The sequence below is a fragment of the Elioraea rosea genome (assembly GCF_007644105.1).
In the GTDB taxonomy this organism is placed as follows: Bacteria; Pseudomonadota; Alphaproteobacteria; order Acetobacterales; family Acetobacteraceae; genus Elioraea_A; species Elioraea_A rosea.
Genome location: NZ_VFAC01000038.1, coordinates 1 through 16150, shown reverse-complemented (window position 1 = coordinate 16150; position 16150 = coordinate 1). Strand labels below are relative to the sequence as shown.

Here is a 16150-nt window from a genome sequence, read left to right as displayed (position 1 = left end):
TTGGCGCAGTAACGCGCTCTAGAAGCCGCCGTATGGTCAGGAGGGTGCAGCATCAACAATTGTGCGCCGAGCGATTGAGAAGCTGGCCGAGAAGCTCAAAGGTTCGCATCGCTCCCTGTCGAAGTGTGGGGAGTGACGCTGCGAGTGAGGCGCGCGCCTGAGGCATCTCGCGATCAAGTCGGCGCACCTGCTCGACAAGATACTGATCCCAGCCCGGACCAAATTCTACGACCCGATCTGCAATGCCGAAGCGCTTGGCATTCGCAAGCACCTTGGGTTCGTAGTTCATCGCGACGCACGGTATTCCGAGCGACACAGCATAGATCATCGCGTGCAGGCGCACCGTCACATTGATCCCCGCAACTGACGTTAGCGCACGGATCATGGGTGGCGAGAGTTCCTGCTCGATGATGTGGACTGGGCAAGCAGAATCCATAAATCGGACAATCCTCCTGCTTGCTTCGACATCATCATCACTGCCAGTCACACGCATCGGTACCATCACTACCGCGCGCCCGTCCTCACACCAAAGGCGCGTCAACGCCGCTGCCATCATTTGAAGATGACGGTCGTGGTTGTCGGCCAGGGGAGGACGTGTCATTGCCAGTGTGGGATAGATAAATACCGTGCGCGAATGCTGCGCCAGAAAGTCGCTCAGTCCAGCCAACTCAATCGCATCCTCGCGGCGTGCATCCGGCAGCAAGAACGCGGGATCGGTCACGATCGCAATACGTTCTTCGGGAACACCAAGGCTTCGAAGGAGCTCAGCGCTTGCCTCGTCGCGAACGGTGGCTATGTCTGCACGCCGCGCGGCAAGCCCGATCAGCCAGCGGCCGAGACGCGTGGTCAGAGGACCGACGCCAAGCGCATAGAAGAACACTGGAACGCGGCACATGGAGGCGATGAACACATCGTCGAGCAGCCGAAGAAGATTGCGCCGGGTGTTATTGTCCCGAAGCAGGCTGCCGCCGCCTAGCACGAAAGCTGCTGCTCCTGCCTGATGCTGCAGCTTCCCTACGAGCCTGCCACGAACCAAATTGGATAGGCCGTGCAGTCCAACCGTCTCCCAATCGCGTACGCCCACAGTGCCGGCAGGTCCGTAGCATCGTGTGACCTCGTCGGGCTGGCCTGTCAGAACGGATGTGCGATGGATGCCGAGTTGAGCCAACTGCTCCAGCAGCACGATCAAGATTGCCTCGTCGCCTGAATTACGATGCCCGTACCAGCCGCTGACGACGACATAGGTGTCGCGCCTTGGATCGGAAGTTGTCGGATCAGACGGATGCATGAGCTTGTCGTGGATTCTGCTCATTAGCGAAGCGAACGCGCTATCTTTGGACGACGGATGATACGGTGTATTATTATAGTGAACAGGACGTGCTCTGATCCTCGGGGTCTGCCAGAGGTTACCCAAAGGGCAAATACCGAGCCGACGTAAACCATTGCCCCGAGGCCCGCCTCCGCGACAAGGCGCAGGGGCGGCAGCGTGGGCATCGATGGATGCGCCGCCATCACCGCCGCCGCCATCAGCGCCGCGGCCGTGAGTGGCCGCCACAACGCGGCGGTCAGGTCCGTAACGCGCAGATGCAGGAAGCGGATGAGTAGGAGGAACATCACCGGCGCGATCACCGCCGTCACGCCGAGCCTGGCGATCGCCACACCCTCGGCACCGCCAAGCTGCACCCCGATCGCGGTGGTGGGCACGAGGACCGTGACGAAGGCAAGCCCGCGCAGCGCGTTGACGCGCGCATACCCCGCCGCAAGGAGCACCGAAACCGCGCTGCGCGCCATGCCGAAGAGTCCGGCCGACAGCGCGAGCCACGGCAGCAGCGGCACCGTCTCGAGCCACTTCTCCCCAAGCACCACCCGCACTGCATCCTCCGCCACCAGTGCGATGCCGGTGCTCGTGGCACAGGCGATGAGCGCGATGAAGGAGAGCGCCTGCAGGTAATGCTCGCGCAGCGCCGCTGCATCGTGGGAGACGCGGGAGTAGACGGCATAGAGTGCGCGTGTGGGGGGAACTACGAGCTCCTCCGTCGGCAGGGCCGCGAGCTCGCCGCCGACAGCGTAGGTCCCCATCGCTGGCGCGCCGAGCGAGAGTCCCACCGTCATCTGGTCGACCTTGTCGGCAAAGTAGCCCGAGACATGCGTCACCAGCGTCCAGCTCGAGAACGACCAGAGCTCATGCGTCTTCGCGAGCGAGAACCCCGGACGGTAGGGCGAGTAGTGGTAGCTGACCGAAAGCTGCGCGAGGCCCTGGGCGAGGATGCCGGCGATCAGCGCCCAGTAGCTGCGGAAGAGGAATGCCAACGACAATGTGACGACGAAGGCTACGAGTTTGGCGATCAGCACCACCTGCTGGTCGCGCCGGAAGTTGAGCCGCCGCTGCAGGTCGACGAGGCCGATGTTCTCGAGGCCGATCATCAGCGGCCGCAGCGAAAGGCACCAGACGATCCACGTCACGCGCGGCTCGTCGAAGATCTGCGCGGCGATCGGCGCGGCGATCGAGAGGATCAGCGCGGCGGTGAGGCCGATCAGCACGCCGAAGGTCCAAGCCGTGTCGTAGTGCTCGCGTGTCGGCTCGTGCAGCCTGATGATCGCGAGGCGCTGACCTGTATGCCCGAGCACCTCGACGGCGCCGACCACGAGCATCGCCATCGCCACGAGGCCAAAATCCGCCGGCGCCAGCAGCCGCGCGAGGATGACGGTGCTCACAAGACCGATGCTTCGCACCATCCACCGGCTCGCGATCATCCAGGCCGAGCCCGCCGCCATCGCGCGGCCGAGCCGGGGGGGCTCCTCCGCCCCGCTCATCCGGCAAGCCTCCAGCGGAGGCGCTGCACTGCATCCGCGGCGAGGCCGCGCACGCCCCCCATCCGCCAGGCGGCAAGACCGAACTGCTGCACCCCGGTCGAGAAGTCGCGTTTCGCCTGCGAATCACCTTCGCCGCGGTCGATCCAGACGATGCCGTGCCGGTCGGCGTCCCGGATCGTTCGCCACAGTAACGTCCGCCCTGGCGACACTTTTTGCGCTTCTACGTCGTAAACGGGAAACCAGTAGCTCAGGCGGCCCGCATGAAGGAGGCCGAGATGCCGGGCCAAGACGCGACCACCGGCAGAGAGGGTGGAGACGACCGGCCTGCATTCGGGATCGGCCGTCGCGACCAGCGCTTGGATAAGCCGAAGATGGGCGGGATCTGCAAAGCTGTCGCCCGCGCCAGTACGGGCGTACTGCGCGCGCTTGGCGTCGATCACTGCCTGCACCTCTTCCCACCCGGGTTGGTCGACGAAGGTGAACTCGGCAGTGCCGTAGTCCTTTTCGAGCCGACGCATGCGCCGTTCGGTATCAGCAAGAAACCCCTTGTTGGCGACGCCGAGCGCGGCGAAGTAGGCTTCCGCCCCTCCGGCAAGGTCGATGGTATGGCCAAGGCGCCACTCCTCCGCCTCGAGGCCGAACACCTCCTGTCCACCTGTCAGATGGTCAATGAACAGCGCGCCGATACCGGAAAGGCGGAGCATTTCTGCGGGTGTGATCTTAAATCCTGGCCGCGCGATCACCCCCGAATGATCGGAAAGGTTGCTGCCGATTCGCTGGGCAAGGCCCACCCGACGCTGCCAGGTGCCGGCGAACTGGAAGGGGAAGAAGGCAGCGATCTCCCCCCCCCGCCTGAACACGGCTACACGCGCTTCCGGCCATGCCTCGCTACAGGCGCGGGCGAAGCCGGGCGAGAAGAAGGCGCGGCGAAGATGCGGCGTCGCTGCCTGGAAGGTCCGCCAGGCGGCGAGTTCCACCTTATCAAGCGCGGCAGGTGGCTTCACCTCCGCCGTGAGCGAGGATGTCGTCGTCATTAGGTGGGAGTGTGAGGCCGAGTGATGAGGGAAAAGGCAAGAGCTGCGATGTCGAGCCCCGCGCGGGGGCCGCGATGCGGAACTTCGATAGAGATTCGCCCTATGCCGCCTGGGGCCTGGAGGGTTGCGGGGGGCGTCAGCCGCGGCGCGCTCGTGAAACAGAGGCCGAATCCAGCCTCCTGTGCGCCAGCGATCAACGCCTCGTTGCACCGTCCGTGCGGGAAGGAGAAGGCGGGATGCGCGCCGCCAAGGTTGTGCGCGGCAAGCGCCTCGCGGCAGGCGCGGAACTCGGAGGCGGCGTCCGCGACCTCGGTTAGTGGGATGTGGCAGTGCCCGTGCCCGCCGATGGAGACCCCGCCTGCCGCCAGCGTCGCGAGCTCGTCGGCATCGGCCATGCAGCGTGGTAGGGGCCGCTCCTCGAGCACGTCGAGCGCCGCGGACCGGGCATGGGTATCGGCCGAGGCGAGGGCGGCCACGCGCGCCTCGGCCGCCTCGATTCCATCCCGCGTCGCGACCGCGTCGAACACCCGCTCCTGCCAGAAGCCGCGTGGGTCGCCGATGAAGCCGGTCGCGACAAACAGCACCGCCGGCATCCCGCGGGCGGTCAGTGCCGGCAGGGCATAGTCGACATTGTCGCTCCAGCCGTCGTCGAAGGTGATCAGCAGCGGGCAGCGCGGCAGCGGAGCGCCGGCCGCGGCGGCCTCCACCGCGTCGAGGCCGACCACGCTGTAGAACCGCGCGAACAGGTCGAGCACCTGCTCGAAATCACCGAGGCCGAGCGTGTAGGTCGGGTTGGCGCCGGCGAAGCGCGGATCGCCGGGCGGCAGGACGCGGTGGAACATCGCCACCGTCAGAACGTTCCGATTTCGCACTCGATGCAGCGCCCGGGCGAGGCCGAGGCCGAACAGCAGGCGTTTGAGGGTGGCGCGCATGCGGTACGAGGGGCGCCTTCAGCCCGGCGGGCGGGACGGCGTGCAGCGCGGCGCGGCCGACCCGGCGCGCGAGAATCCGGGTGGGACGATGGCGTAGGTGGAATTCTGGCGGTAGTCGGCGATGCTGGTGCCGCGCATCCGCTGCTGTGACAGGGTCGCGAACAGCCTCGCCGCGTCCTCAGAGCGGAGCGTCGTGGCGAGGCCGGCGAGGGTCGCGAGGGCGAGCTGGTTGTACTGGAAATCCGACCAGGGCCGCTTCGCCCAGCCGCGCGCCTCGTTCGCTTGGGCGATCTCCGCCCATGTCGGGTAGAGGCGCTGCGAGATCGGATTGAAGGTCGTCGCCTCGGTGACGGCGAGGCCGTAGCCAGCGCCGGCGTGCATCGCGAGGCCGGCCCGCTCGGCCTGGAACCGCCCGAGCAGGAAATTCGCCTGCCAGCGAAGGAAGGCAAGCGCATCGGCATTGCCGCGCCGCGCCTCGGCCAGGGTCGTGGAGGCGAAGTAGTCCTGCTGCCACGGCGCGACGCCGCCGCGCTCGCCATACACGCCCGGCACCCAGCCATGCGCCTCGCCCTGCTTTGCCGTCCAGCCGGGCGTCTGGGCCACGAGCCAGGACCAGTTCTTCTGCTGGACGCTCTCGAAATAGGCCTTCTCGGCGGAGCCGTCGGGGCTCAGCCAGGCGGCGTTGCCGACCTGGCGCAGGTTCCAGGCCGAGCCGCGCACCTGCCCGCCATTCGTCACCAGCGCTTCGCCATCCAGGCGGTTGACCGGATACGTGCCCATGATCGCGGCAGAGGTCTGGGCCTGGAGGTTGTCCAGGATCCAGCGCTCGCCGGTGAGCAGGTAGGGCACCGTCGAGAGGTCGGGCTGATGGGCGATGTCGGGCGTCCAGCCTGTCTCGGCAGTGGGCGCGCGCTGCTGCGCCAGCCCGCCCGATGCCCGGTTGCCCACCCGCCCGGTGCCGCCGCGCGGGTCGGTCCAGAGCGCTGGGTAGTGCTCGGTGCTCAGCCAGGTGTCGTTCGCGTCGTCCCAGAAATGCCACGGCACTGCACCCGCCGCCTCGGCCTGGCCAAGCACGTAGGCCGCCGCGCGCCGGTCCATGCTCACCAGCCAGGCGGCCTGCCACATCGTCGTGGGGCCGATGTCGCCCCGCCCGCCGGTTGCCGGCATGTACTGGGCGATGCCGCGCGGCGCGAGCGGGACGGCCCATTCGCGCGAAGCCGTCGCGGCCGCTAGCCTGCCCAGCAACGTGTCGGCGACCCCGACGGCCACGTCGTAATGCGGCACCGCCCCGATCTCGGCGAGGTAGTGCACATCGTGCCGCACAAAGGGCGGCGTGGACGCAGCGCCACCCGGGGCGACGCTCCGCGTCCGCCCAAAGCCCTGATACTGGAACTGCCGGATCTCGCCGCTGTCGAGCACCTCCCGCCCGTCGAGCAGGAGCCGCAGCGTGTAGCGCGCGGTACCGCCCTGCGCCCGCATCGCGATGTCGTTGCGCAGCCAGACGGCGCACCAGAGCGTACCGTCCGCCCGCAGCGCGAGGTCGGCGACCAGCCGGGCCGAGGCAGCACCGCCCACCGCCTCGGCCGGCACCGGCAGCCGCACGCGCGCCTGCACGGCAAGGTGCCCCGCCTGCCACGCCGCCTTCGGGAGGCGCTGCACCACCGCATCCTGCATCCGCAGCAGCAGGTCGGCCCGCCAGGGCGCCCCGCCATCCGCCGGGGTGATCTCGACGACCGCCGAGCGGCCCGCGGCGGCAGCCGTCACGTCCAGCGCCGCGGCCTCGCTCGCCCTGCCGCGGGCGAGCACCACGCCGAGACGCTCGCCGCTGCGGAGCGCGGGGCAGGAGAGGCTGACGACCGCGAACCGGGCCGAGCCGTCGGGGTGGCGCGTGGTCACGTCCGCCTGCACCGGCAGGGCCTGGCCCGTCGCTCGCCGTGCGGTGAGCGAGGCGCCACGCGGCAGGTCGCCCTGGCGGAACGCCTGGCCGAAAACGGCGACCGTTTCCGCCGGCGCACCCGAGCCTTCCAGCAGCAGCGACACGATGTCGTCCGGGTGGCCGAGACATGGCAGGGCAGGGGTGACGACCGCCCCCTGCTGCGCCCAGGCAGGGGCGCCCGCGCAGCCGGAGACAAGCCCCGTCAGCGCCAGCCGTGTAGCTGCACGGCGTGACAGCCAGGGGAGGGCGGCCGAGCTGTCGTCCGTCATCGCCCACGCTCCTGAAGCACGCGCCGGAACAGCGCGAGCTGCCCGGCGGTGGTCTCGTCCCAACTGAACCGGGCGGCATAGGCAGCCGTCGCCGCCCTATTGGGAGGCGAGGCCGCGAGCCGGCGCAGCGCCTCGGCGAGCGCCTCGGCGGTTGCCTCCTCGACGACAATCCCTGCCTCGGGGGCGGCGACCGCCTCGCGCGAGCCCCAGGCGGGAGTTGCCACCACTGGCGTGCCGCAGCCCATCGCCTCGAGCAGCACGTTCGCCCAGCCTTCCCGCGAGGAGGCGAGCACCATCACGTCGGCCGCCGTGTAGTAGCGCGGCAACTCCTTGTGCGGCATCGCGCCGAGGAAGCGGACGCGGTCGACCACGCCATGCTTGGCCGCGCACGCCTCGAGCATCGCCCGCTCTGGCCCCTCGCCGATGAGCAGTAGGCGGTGCTGGGGGAGCAGGCGAAGCGCCTCGATCGTGAGGTGGTTGCGCTTGCGTTCGATCAGGTGTCCGACCGAAAGCAGCGTCGGTGCATCGAGCCCGAGCGAGGCGCGCAGCGCCGCGCGGTCCGGCACCGGGCGGAACAGCGACAGGTCCACCCCGTTGCGCAGCACTGTGACCTTTTCCGGCCTCGCGCCGAGCGCGACCAGGCCCTCACCGAGCGCCGCCGAGACGGCAATCAGCGCGTCGGCGCGGTCGACCGCTTGGCGGATCAGCCGCCCCGGCAAGCGGTAATGGGGAAGTTGGCTCGTGTCCGAGCCCCGCGCGGTCAGCACCACGGGAAGCCCCGCCTCCTCGGCAAGCCACACCGCCGCGACGCCGTCAGGGTAGAGGTAATGGCCGTCGATCAGGTCGAACGCCAGCCTGTCCGCGCGCAGCCGCCGGAACGCCGTGCGCGCGGCGCGCCAGAGCGCGTAGGGGTTGGTGGCGAGGCCGAACTTGGGAATGGCGAGGAAGCGCGGGTGATGCACGGCGAGGCCGTGGCGTCGCTCCTCCGCCGGCACGGCGCCGGGCCCGCGGCCGGGAAACCAGGGAACCGGGGCGAGGACCGTGCTCTCTGCCTCACCGCTTGCGACGAGATGCCTCAGCCTGTTCTCGACGAACACGCCATGATTGGGCTGGGCGGCGTTCGGGTAGAGGGTGCTGAAGGTCAGCAGCCGGAGCGGCCGTTCTGTCGCCGCCGCGCTCGCGCGGCCGTGCCGCGCTGCCTCGGTCTCCGGCCTTGCGGTCGCTTCCGGCAGGGCGCGCATCGCTTAACTCCTCCGCTTCGCTGTCGCGCATGTCGAAAGGCCACCACCATCTGCCGCGCTGTTCTGGCGGCAGGATGGACCAAACGGCGAGCCACGCCACGCCGATGAGCATGGCGAGGTAGTAGAAGGCCTGCATGCTCCGGTTCCCGCCTTCATGTTCGGTTCACGGCGGGGCGAAGCCCGCCGGCGGATTGCGGCTGCCAGCCGACGGATCGGCCCGCCGCCGGCGCCGGCGATTGCTGCCTCAGCGCCTGCGCGACGAGGGCATGCGTCGCGCCGAGCACGACCATCAGCGTCCAGAAGAAGTCCCAGTAGCTGAGCGAGAGGAAGCTGCCGCCGGCCATGTAGGCGACGGCGGAGACCTGGCTCATCCGCGCAAGATCGTACGCCCAGCGCAGCGCGGGCTGGTCCTTCGCCATGCGGCAAATCCGCCGCGAGTACCAGAGCCCGGCGACGATGATTCCCACCCAGACGAAGAAGGTCGGGAAGCCATGATCGGCCATCACCTCGAACCATATGCTGTGGGTGGCGCGTGCCCTGATTCCCGGCGCGACCATGTTGACGATGCCTTGGTTGTAGATCGCGTGGAATCCGCCGCCGACCAGGGGCCGGGCGAGCGCCAGGGCAAAGGCAGCCATCCATATGGTTAGCCGCCCCATCGCCGAGCCGTCCTGCTCGTAGTTCTGGATCGAACGCATGCGCTCGACCCAGCTTTCAGGCATGAAGGCGATCGCCGCGGCGAGGCCGACCGCGAGCACGATCCCCGAGGTGATCTTGCCGCGGCTGCGCAGCCAGAACATGCCGGCGGTCGCGGCGAGGGCGATCAGCGCGCCGCGCGACTGGCTGCCGATCGCCGCGAGCAGAGTCGCTGCCATGGCAGCCGCAAGACCCTGGCGGACGGGAAGATGGCGCGCCTGCATCCTGAGGTAGTTCATCAGCGGCAGTGTCACGAGCAGTGCGACCGCGAGGTGGTTGCGGTCCTCGATCATCGAATCGGGTGGGCCGAGGACGATGAAGCCGCCGCCCGTGACCGCGGTGAAGATTCCGCCCTTCACCCCGTAGAACCCAATCGCGATCACCATCAGCCATACGAGCGCATCGACGCGCCGCCGCTCCGTCAGCAGCGATGCCGTCAGTAGCAGCCCGGCCAGCACCTTGATGGTCCGGTTCCAGCCCTCCCACACCTGGGCGGACGGCCCGATTGCCACCAGCGAGGTCACGGTGATGCAGAAGGCGAACACGACCAGCAGAACCGTCACGGCATTCAGCGCTAGCCGCTTCGGCTCGCGGGCGACGAAGCACGCGAACACTGTGACAAGGAAGGTAACCATCGCCCAGGGCATGCTCTGGGCGAACCCCCACACCTCCCGGTGCGGATTCATGAACGAGATCCATGACCAAACGAGCACGCCCACAAATGGCCGCGCTGCCGCAAGCGCGAGCAATGATACCAGCACGCCGCTAAGGGCAAGGTCGCGCATCCGGCGCTCCCGCGTGTCCCGCCGGCGCGCTCAGCCGCCGGCGCGCAGCGTCTCGAGCAACCGCGTCGCGGCCTCGCGCTCGGGGAACTGCACGTCCGCCTTCACCACGGCATCGAGCACGCGGATCGCCTCGTCGCGCTGCCCGGCCTCCTTCAGCGCGAAGCCGAGCCGGTAGAGCATCGAGGGATCGGCACGCTGCCGCGCCACCGTCGCCGCAGCGGCCTGCCGGATCAGCGGCAGCCCAGCCTCCACCTGGCCCTCGCGCGCGAGGATCCAGCCGAGCGTGTCGGAGGTCTCGGGCGTCGGGCTGATGTAGTAGGCGCGTTCGGCGAGAAGCCGCGCCTGCGCGAGCGTCGCCTTGCCTTCTGCCGTCGCCGGATCGCTGCGCGCCTGCATCAGCCAGGCGAGGTTGTTCAGCGACAGCCAGTCCTCCGGCGAGGCCTTGACGATCTCGGCGAGCCGGCGCTCTGCCTCGGCCGTCCTGCCGCTCACGAGCTCGATCTGCGCGAGCTGCGAGGCGACGGCGGCATCTCCCGGCTCGCGCGCGAGCCAGGTCGAGAGCGCGGCGGCGGCCTGATCGGGCTTGCCCAGCGCCTGGTGGGTCGAGGCGAGGCGCAGCGCGAGAAGCTGCGAGGGCGCCTGCGCGTAGCCCGCCGCATAGGCCTGGGCGGCCTCCTCGTTGCGGTCGGCGCCGCGCAGCAGGTCGCCGCGGAGCGCGAGGGAGGCGGGACGCGTGCGCGGGTTGCGCGCGAGCCTGTCCGCCGTCTCGAGCGCAGCGTCGAGGCCGCGGTCCTGGCGTACCACCTGCACGAGGCTCTGCTGCAGCGGCATGCTCGCGGGCTGCGCGTTGAGCCCGATCTCGAGCAGGCCCTCGGCGCCGCGCGCGTTGCCGCCGCGCAACAGGAGCGCCGCCACCTGCTGCCGCGCGGTGATGCTGTTGGGATCCTCCGCGAGTGCGGCGCGCGCGGCGGCCTCGGCCTCCTGCCACTGCTCCTGCGCGGCATGCGCCTCGGCGAGAAGCGTCAGCGCCTCGACGCCGCGGCGGCGCTGGCGAAGCTCCGTCGCATCGAGGATCGCCACCGCCTTGGCCGGCTCGCGCAGGGCGAGCTGCATGCGCGCCGTGGCGATCGCAAGCGGGATGTTGTCTGGCGCAGCGGCCTGGGCGCGCTCGAGCGAGGCGCGCGCGGCAGCCGCGCGGGGCGTCGAGGACTGCGCCGCGGCGGAGAGCCGCAGCGCCGCCTCGGCGTTGCCCGGTTCACGCTCGAGCACCTCGGCGAGAAGCTTGTCCACCTCCTCGCCGTTGCCCTGCATCGCCGCGACACGGGCGAGGCCGAGGCGGGCGCGCACGCTGTTGGGGTGGTTCTTCAGCACGCTCTCGAAGGCGGTGCGGGCGCCGGGAAGATTGACGCGCACGAGGTCGATCGTGCCGTCGATGATGCCGACGAGCTCGGTGTCGCGCGCCGCGGGCGGCACCTTCTCGAGTGCCGCCGAGGCGGCGGCGAGGTCGCCGCGGGCGAGGGCGGCGCCGGCGAGGATCTGGTGCATGCCCGTCTGGCTCGGGTCGAGCCTGAGCACCGTCTCCGCGGCCTCCGCCGCGCCCGCCGCATCGCCGGAAGCGAGGCGGGCGGCGGCAAGCCGCGCCTGGAGCTGGACGTTGTCGCGGGCAAGCTCCGCGGCCTTCTCGTAGGCCTCGGCCGATTCCCGTGGCCGGCGCGCGGCAAGGTGGGCGCGGCCGAGCATCTCGTAGGCCTCGGCATCCGCGCCGCCGCGCATCGCGAGGCGTTCGAGCGTGCCCGCAGCGGCATCGGGGCGCCCGGCCGCCATCTCGAGGGCGGCGAGGAGCTTCACGCCGCGCGGGTCCTCGGGCCGGCGCGCGACATAGCGGCGCGCGGCATCCTCGGCGAGGTCGCGCTGCCCGAGCGCCTGCTTCGTTGCGGCGAGCAGAAGCAGCCCGTCCGAGAAGTTCGTCACCGCCGTGCCGAGGCGCTGCAGGATCTCGTCTGCCTGCCGCCATTCCTGGGCGCGGGCATGCAGCATCGCGCGCTGGTAGACCGCCACCGCGTAGCCGGGCGCGGTGCGCAGCGCCGCCTCGACCTCGGCGAGCGCATCGGCATCGCGGCCGAGGCGGAGCAGCGCGTCGGCCCGGCGGGTGCGGGCGATGGTGTTGCCCGGCATCACCCCGATCAGCTTCGCGAAGGTGTCGGCCGCGCCCTGCAGGTCGCCGCGCTCGTACTGCACCGTGCCCTTGCGAAGCAGCGCCTCGACATTGTTCGGCTCGATCGCGAGCGCGCGGTCGAGCGCGGCCTCGGCGACGTCGCGCTTGCCGTCCGCGAGCGCCACCTGCGCGGCGACGACCTGCACCGCGGCGGTGTCGGGCGCGAGGCGCACCGCCTCGGCGACGCTGCGCGCCGCCTCGTCCTTCTGGTTCGTGCCGATCTGGGCGAGCGCGCGGCCGGAGAGAACCTGCGCGGCGACGGCGGGCGGCGCGTTCGCCGCCGGGGGCGGGAAGTCGCGCAGGAGGTCGTCGAAGCGACCGCGCGCGAGATAGGAGCGCATCAGCAGCGCCGTGCCGGCGACGGGGTCGTAGCCGCGCTCGAGGGCGGCGCGGGCTTCCTTCTCGGCGGTGTCGGTGTCGCCGATGTCGAGGCTCGCCTGCGCGAGCGCGGCGCGCAGCGCGGCCGAGTTCGGGTCGGTGCGCACGGCGTTGCGGTACTCGATCTGCGCCGCGCGGAGATCGCCGCGCGCCTGCGCCGCGCGCGCGCGTTCCACCGAGGCCTCGGCCGGCATCGCGGCGAGCAGCGCGGCCGCTGCGGCGGAGAGCAGCGCGAGGCGGAAGGGCCTCCGGGCCCGCAGGCGCGCACCGGTTGCGGTCGTTGTCTCTCGAGTGAACATCCTGATCCTCCGCTAAACGGCGCCGAGCGTGGCTTCCGGCGGCCTGCCGCTCTCCGGGCTGCCCTCATGGGCGCCTTCCGCACCCGGCTCCCCGCCGGGCCGGTGCGGCGCCATGCCGTGCGTGTCGAGCAGACCATAAAGGGTGGGGCGGCTGATGCCGAGCAGCCGTGCGGCGGCCGAGACACTGCCGTTGCTGTGCGCGAGCGCGCGCTCGATCGTGTCGCGCTCGGCACGAAGCCGTGCGGCACGCAGGTCGAAGTCGATCTCCGGCACGCTGCTGCGGGTCTCCGCTGCCGGCGCCTCGAGCTCGAGATCCTCGGCCGTGATCAGCGGCCCGTCGGCCATCAGCGCCGCGCGGCGCACCCGGTTCTGCAGCTCGCGCACATTGCCCGGCCAGGCATGTGCGGCGATCGCCGCGAGCGCGCCGGCATCGAAGCCGCGATTGCGCCGCCCCAGCGTCATGCTCTCGCGGGCGAGGAACCAGCGCGCGAGCAGCACCGCATCCTCGCCGCGCTCCCGCAGGGGGGGGATGCGCACCGTCACGCCGTTGAGGCGGTAGAGCAGGTCGCCGCGGAACCGGCCCTGGCCGGCCTGGTCCTCGAGCGGCTGGTTGGTCGCCGAGACGACGCGCACATCGACGCGGATCGGGCTCCGCCCGCCGACGCGCTCGAAGGTCTGGTCCTGCAGGAAGCGCAGCAGCTTGGCCTGCAGCGAGGCCGGCAGGTCGCCGATCTCGTCGAGGAACAGCGTGCCGCCGTTCGCCGCCTCGATGCGGCCGACCACCTGGCGCACCGCGCCGGTGAAGGCGCCCTTCTCGTGGCCGAACAGCTCGCTCTCGAGCAGCGTCTCGGGGATCGCTGCGCAGTTGATCGCGACGAACTCCTTCGCCGCGCGCGGCCCCATCTCGTGCAGCGCGCGGGCGAGCGCCTCCTTGCCCGTGCCGCTCTCGCCGAGCAGCAGCACCGGCACCGTGACGGAGGCGAGACGTTCCACCGTCCGGCAGACCTTCAGCATCGCGTCGTCGCCGGTGATGATGTCGCGCACCGGCGAGGGGCGGGGCGAGGCGGCGAGGCGGAGATTCTCCTCCTCGAGCTCGCGCAGGCGGAGCGCGCGGTCGAGCACCGTGCGCAGCATCGCGAGGTCGGCCGGCTTGGGGCAGAAATCGTAGGCGCCGAGGGCGATCGCGCGCAGCGCGTTCTCGCGCTGGTCCTGCCCGGAGGAGACGATCACCGGCAGCATCGGCGAGATCTTCCGCAAGGCCTCGAGGGTGGCGAAGCCCTCGCTCACCCCCTCCGCGTCCGGCGGCAGGCCGAGGTCGAGCAGCGCCACCGCGGGGTCCTCGCGCTGGGCGGCCGCCTCGGCCTGGGCGCGGTCATTGGCGATCACCACGCGCCAGCCGGAGAAGCTCCAGCGGTACTGCGCACAGAGGGCCGCGTCGTCCTCGATCACCAGGAGTTTGGGCTTGCTCATGCACGAAGCCTCTGCTGCGTCGGCACGGTTCCGGCGTCGTCGGGCCGCGCCGCCCGGACGGATGGCGTCTCCCGAGCGGGCAGGAGCGCAAGCCGCATCGTAGTGCCTGCGCCCGGGCTGGTCAGCACCGTCAGGTCGCCGCCGGCCTCGCGCAGCAGCTCCCGCGCCTGCCAGGCGCCGATGCCGCTGCCCTGGGGCTTGGAGGTGGAGAGGGGGCGGAACAGCCGGTCGCGCACGAACTCGGCCGTCATGCCGGGCCCCCGGTCGGTGATGTCGATCAGGATCCTCCCTCCCTCGTGGCGCGCCGAGACCGTGACGGGCACGCCCGGCTCGGACGCCTCGATCGCATTGTCGAGCAGGTGGGTTACCGCCGCCTCAAACTGTCCCGCCCCGATCGCGGCGAGGCCGACCCCGCCCTCGGGGGGCGGAGCGAGGCGCACCGGGTGGCGCCGGCCGGCGACGATGGCGGCGAGGCTCGCGAGCGGGTCGACCGGCCCCGCTCCTCCCTCGGCTCCCCCCTCGGCGGCTCCCCCTTCAGGCCGGACAGGCTCCTTCGCGGCCTCCTTCGCCTCCGCCTCGGGCTGGCGGAGCCTCGCGATCAGCGCGTTGATCCGCTCGGCAGAGGCGCGGACGGTCAGAAGCATGTCGCGCTGGAACTCGGGGTCGGCGATGTTCTCCTCGGCATTGGCGAGAAGCAGCGTCAACTGGCTCGAGACCGTCTTCACGTCGTGCGCCACGAAGGCGAAGCGCTTGGCGTAGTCCTGCAGCTGGCGCTGATCGACGAGCCGCTCGGCCGCGCGGCGCTCGGCGAGGAACATCGCCACCTCCTGCCCGAGCGTGCGCAACAGGTCGTAGGTCTCGACATCGAGCGGGAAGGGCGCGCGGGGCGGGCCGAGCAGCACGAGCCCGACGAGCCCCTCGCGGTGATGCAGCAGCGGCACGGCGAGCCAGGCCCTGCCGAAGGCCGAGGCGATGTCCTCCATCGCCTCCTCCTCCTCGAAGGCGACCACCCAGGCCCCGCCGCGCAGCCGCGTGACCAGCGCATGGTCGGGCGGGAGGGAGAGGCTCGGCGCGTCGCGCATGTTCCACGACCCGCCCCAGCGATAGGTGACGGGCGCCTCGCTCGCGCCGCGCTCGATCGGGTCGCGCAGCAGGAGCGCCCCGCCGGGGCTGTCGGCCGCGTCGGCGATGGCGCGGATCGCCCGCACATGCGCCTCCGCCCCCGCCTCGCCGGAGGAGAGCGTGTCGACGCAGCGCAGCCATTCGCGGCGGTAGTCGTAGCGGGCGGCGAAGAAGTGATCGATCACCAGCCGGCGCAGCCGCGAGCGTGCGCTCTGCGAGGCCGCGGCCACGGCGAGCGCCATCACCGCCGCCGCTGCGAGGCTGATCTGGACCGCGCGGCTCCAGTCGGCGCCGAGCTGGCGCAGCATCTCGCCCGCCGCGCCGATGCCGAGCAGGAAGGTGCCGGCGACGAGAAGCGTCGCGCCGTGGAACGCCACCTGGCGGGAGAGCTGCAGCGGCCGGCGCAGGCGGCGGCCGCGCCCGGCGGCGATCGCGAGCAGCGGCATGGCGAGCGCGGTGGTGACCGAGCGCGCATCGAGCATCGCGGGCGCGAAGCTGCGCGACAGCACCGCGTCGGCGTAGAGCAGGAGATCGAGGATCGAGAGCCCGGCGAAGACGATGCAGGGCAGGTTGAAGTGCCAGCGCGCCGCCTCGTCGGCGTTGCGGTAGAGGTTCTCGGCGAGCAGCACGGTGACGATGGCAAGCCCGATGCGGGCAAGCAGCGCCGGCGAGCCGAGCGAGGGAAGCACGATCGCCTCCGTCAGCCCCGGCAGCATCGACAGCGCAGCGACCGCGGCGAGCACCGCGCCGGTTGCGGCGAAGCGCCATACCGAGCCGGAGACGCGCTCGCCCCCCGCGCCGCGATAGAAGGCGAGCAGGAGCACGAACCAGACGAGGCTGCGCAGGATCTCGGCAGCCCCCGCGGGCCCGTCGAGCGGCTGGGCGGGGAAGGCCGCGACCGCGCCGAGCCAGAGGGCGGCCGCGGCAGCGGCGGCGGCGAGCCAGCCCGCCGTGCGGCC

10 protein-coding genes are annotated in these 16150 nt (G+C 71.1%); all 10 read right to left on the bottom strand.

The genetic code is table 11. The features are described 5' to 3' along the window. Window positions 1-52 precede the first annotated feature (52 nt). Entirely contained in the window at window positions 53-1312 is a 1260-nt protein-coding gene (locus tag FIF60_RS17800) for a polysaccharide pyruvyl transferase family protein (RefSeq protein WP_144299637.1), read from the bottom strand. Continuing rightward, window positions 1312-2814, bottom strand: a complete 1503-nt coding sequence (locus FIF60_RS17795; protein WP_144299636.1) for a lipopolysaccharide biosynthesis protein — start codon at window positions 2812-2814, stop codon at window positions 1312-1314. Before FIF60_RS17795 ends, FIF60_RS17800 begins: the two co-directional genes overlap by 1 nt. Then, window positions 2811-3791 (bottom strand): GNAT family N-acetyltransferase, encoded by a 981-nt coding sequence (locus tag FIF60_RS17790; RefSeq protein WP_158639282.1) that lies wholly within the window; start codon window positions 3789-3791, stop codon window positions 2811-2813. The genes FIF60_RS17795 and FIF60_RS17790 overlap by 4 nt, the downstream gene beginning before the upstream one ends. Before the next feature lie 56 nt (window positions 3792-3847). Continuing rightward, window positions 3848-4780, bottom strand: a complete 933-nt coding sequence (locus FIF60_RS17785) for a polysaccharide deacetylase family protein (protein ID WP_144299634.1) — start codon at window positions 4778-4780, stop codon at window positions 3848-3850. 18 nt (window positions 4781-4798) lie between these two features. After that, window positions 4799-6985, bottom strand: coding sequence for an RIFT barrel domain-containing protein (locus FIF60_RS17780; RefSeq protein WP_144299633.1), 2187 nt, complete (start codon window positions 6983-6985; stop codon window positions 4799-4801). After that, window positions 6982-8226 (bottom strand): glycosyltransferase family 4 protein, encoded by a 1245-nt coding sequence (locus FIF60_RS17775; protein WP_144299632.1) that lies wholly within the window; start codon window positions 8224-8226, stop codon window positions 6982-6984. Before FIF60_RS17775 ends, FIF60_RS17780 begins: the two co-directional genes overlap by 4 nt. 152 nt (window positions 8227-8378) lie before the next feature. Then, on the bottom strand, window positions 8379-9707 hold the full coding sequence (locus FIF60_RS17770; RefSeq protein WP_144299631.1) for a putative O-glycosylation ligase, exosortase A system-associated: 1329 nt from the start codon (window positions 9705-9707) through the stop codon (window positions 8379-8381). Window positions 9708-9737: 30 nt separating this feature from the next. Further along, window positions 9738-12599 carry an XrtA/PEP-CTERM system TPR-repeat protein PrsT gene (gene prsT / locus FIF60_RS17765; RefSeq protein WP_144299630.1) on the bottom strand — a complete coding sequence of 954 codons (2862 nt, stop codon included), beginning with the start codon at window positions 12597-12599 and terminating at the stop codon, window positions 9738-9740. Between the two features lie 12 nt (window positions 12600-12611). Next, window positions 12612-14069 carry a PEP-CTERM-box response regulator transcription factor gene (prsR, locus tag FIF60_RS17760; protein ID WP_144299629.1) on the bottom strand — a complete coding sequence of 486 codons (1458 nt, stop codon included), beginning with the start codon at window positions 14067-14069 and terminating at the stop codon, window positions 12612-12614. Next, a partial coding sequence (prsK, locus tag FIF60_RS17755) for an XrtA/PEP-CTERM system histidine kinase PrsK (protein WP_144299628.1) occupies window positions 14066-16150 on the bottom strand: 2085 nt, incomplete at its 5' end. The genes prsR and prsK, both read right to left, overlap by 4 nt.

Excerpts from the sequence above, each read along its gene's own strand:
- FIF60_RS17800 (WP_144299637.1), bottom strand. The coding sequence starts at position 1,312 with ATGAGCAGAATCCACGACAAGCTCATGCATCCGTCTGATCCGACAACT.
- FIF60_RS17795 (WP_144299636.1), bottom strand. The coding sequence starts at position 2,814 with ATGAGCGGGGCGGAGGAGCCCCCCCGGCTCGGCCGCGCGATGGCGGCG.
- FIF60_RS17785 (WP_144299634.1), bottom strand. The coding sequence starts at position 4,780 with ATGCGCGCCACCCTCAAACGCCTGCTGTTCGGCCTCGGCCTCGCCCGG.
- FIF60_RS17780 (WP_144299633.1), bottom strand. The coding sequence starts at position 6,985 with ATGACGGACGACAGCTCGGCCGCCCTCCCCTGGCTGTCACGCCGTGCA.
- FIF60_RS17775 (WP_144299632.1), bottom strand. The coding sequence starts at position 8,226 with ATGCGCGCCCTGCCGGAAGCGACCGCAAGGCCGGAGACCGAGGCAGCG.
- FIF60_RS17770 (WP_144299631.1), bottom strand. The coding sequence starts at position 9,707 with ATGCGCGACCTTGCCCTTAGCGGCGTGCTGGTATCATTGCTCGCGCTT.
- prsT (WP_144299630.1), bottom strand. The coding sequence starts at position 12,599 with ATGTTCACTCGAGAGACAACGACCGCAACCGGTGCGCGCCTGCGGGCC.
- prsR (WP_144299629.1), bottom strand. The coding sequence starts at position 14,069 with ATGAGCAAGCCCAAACTCCTGGTGATCGAGGACGACGCGGCCCTCTGT.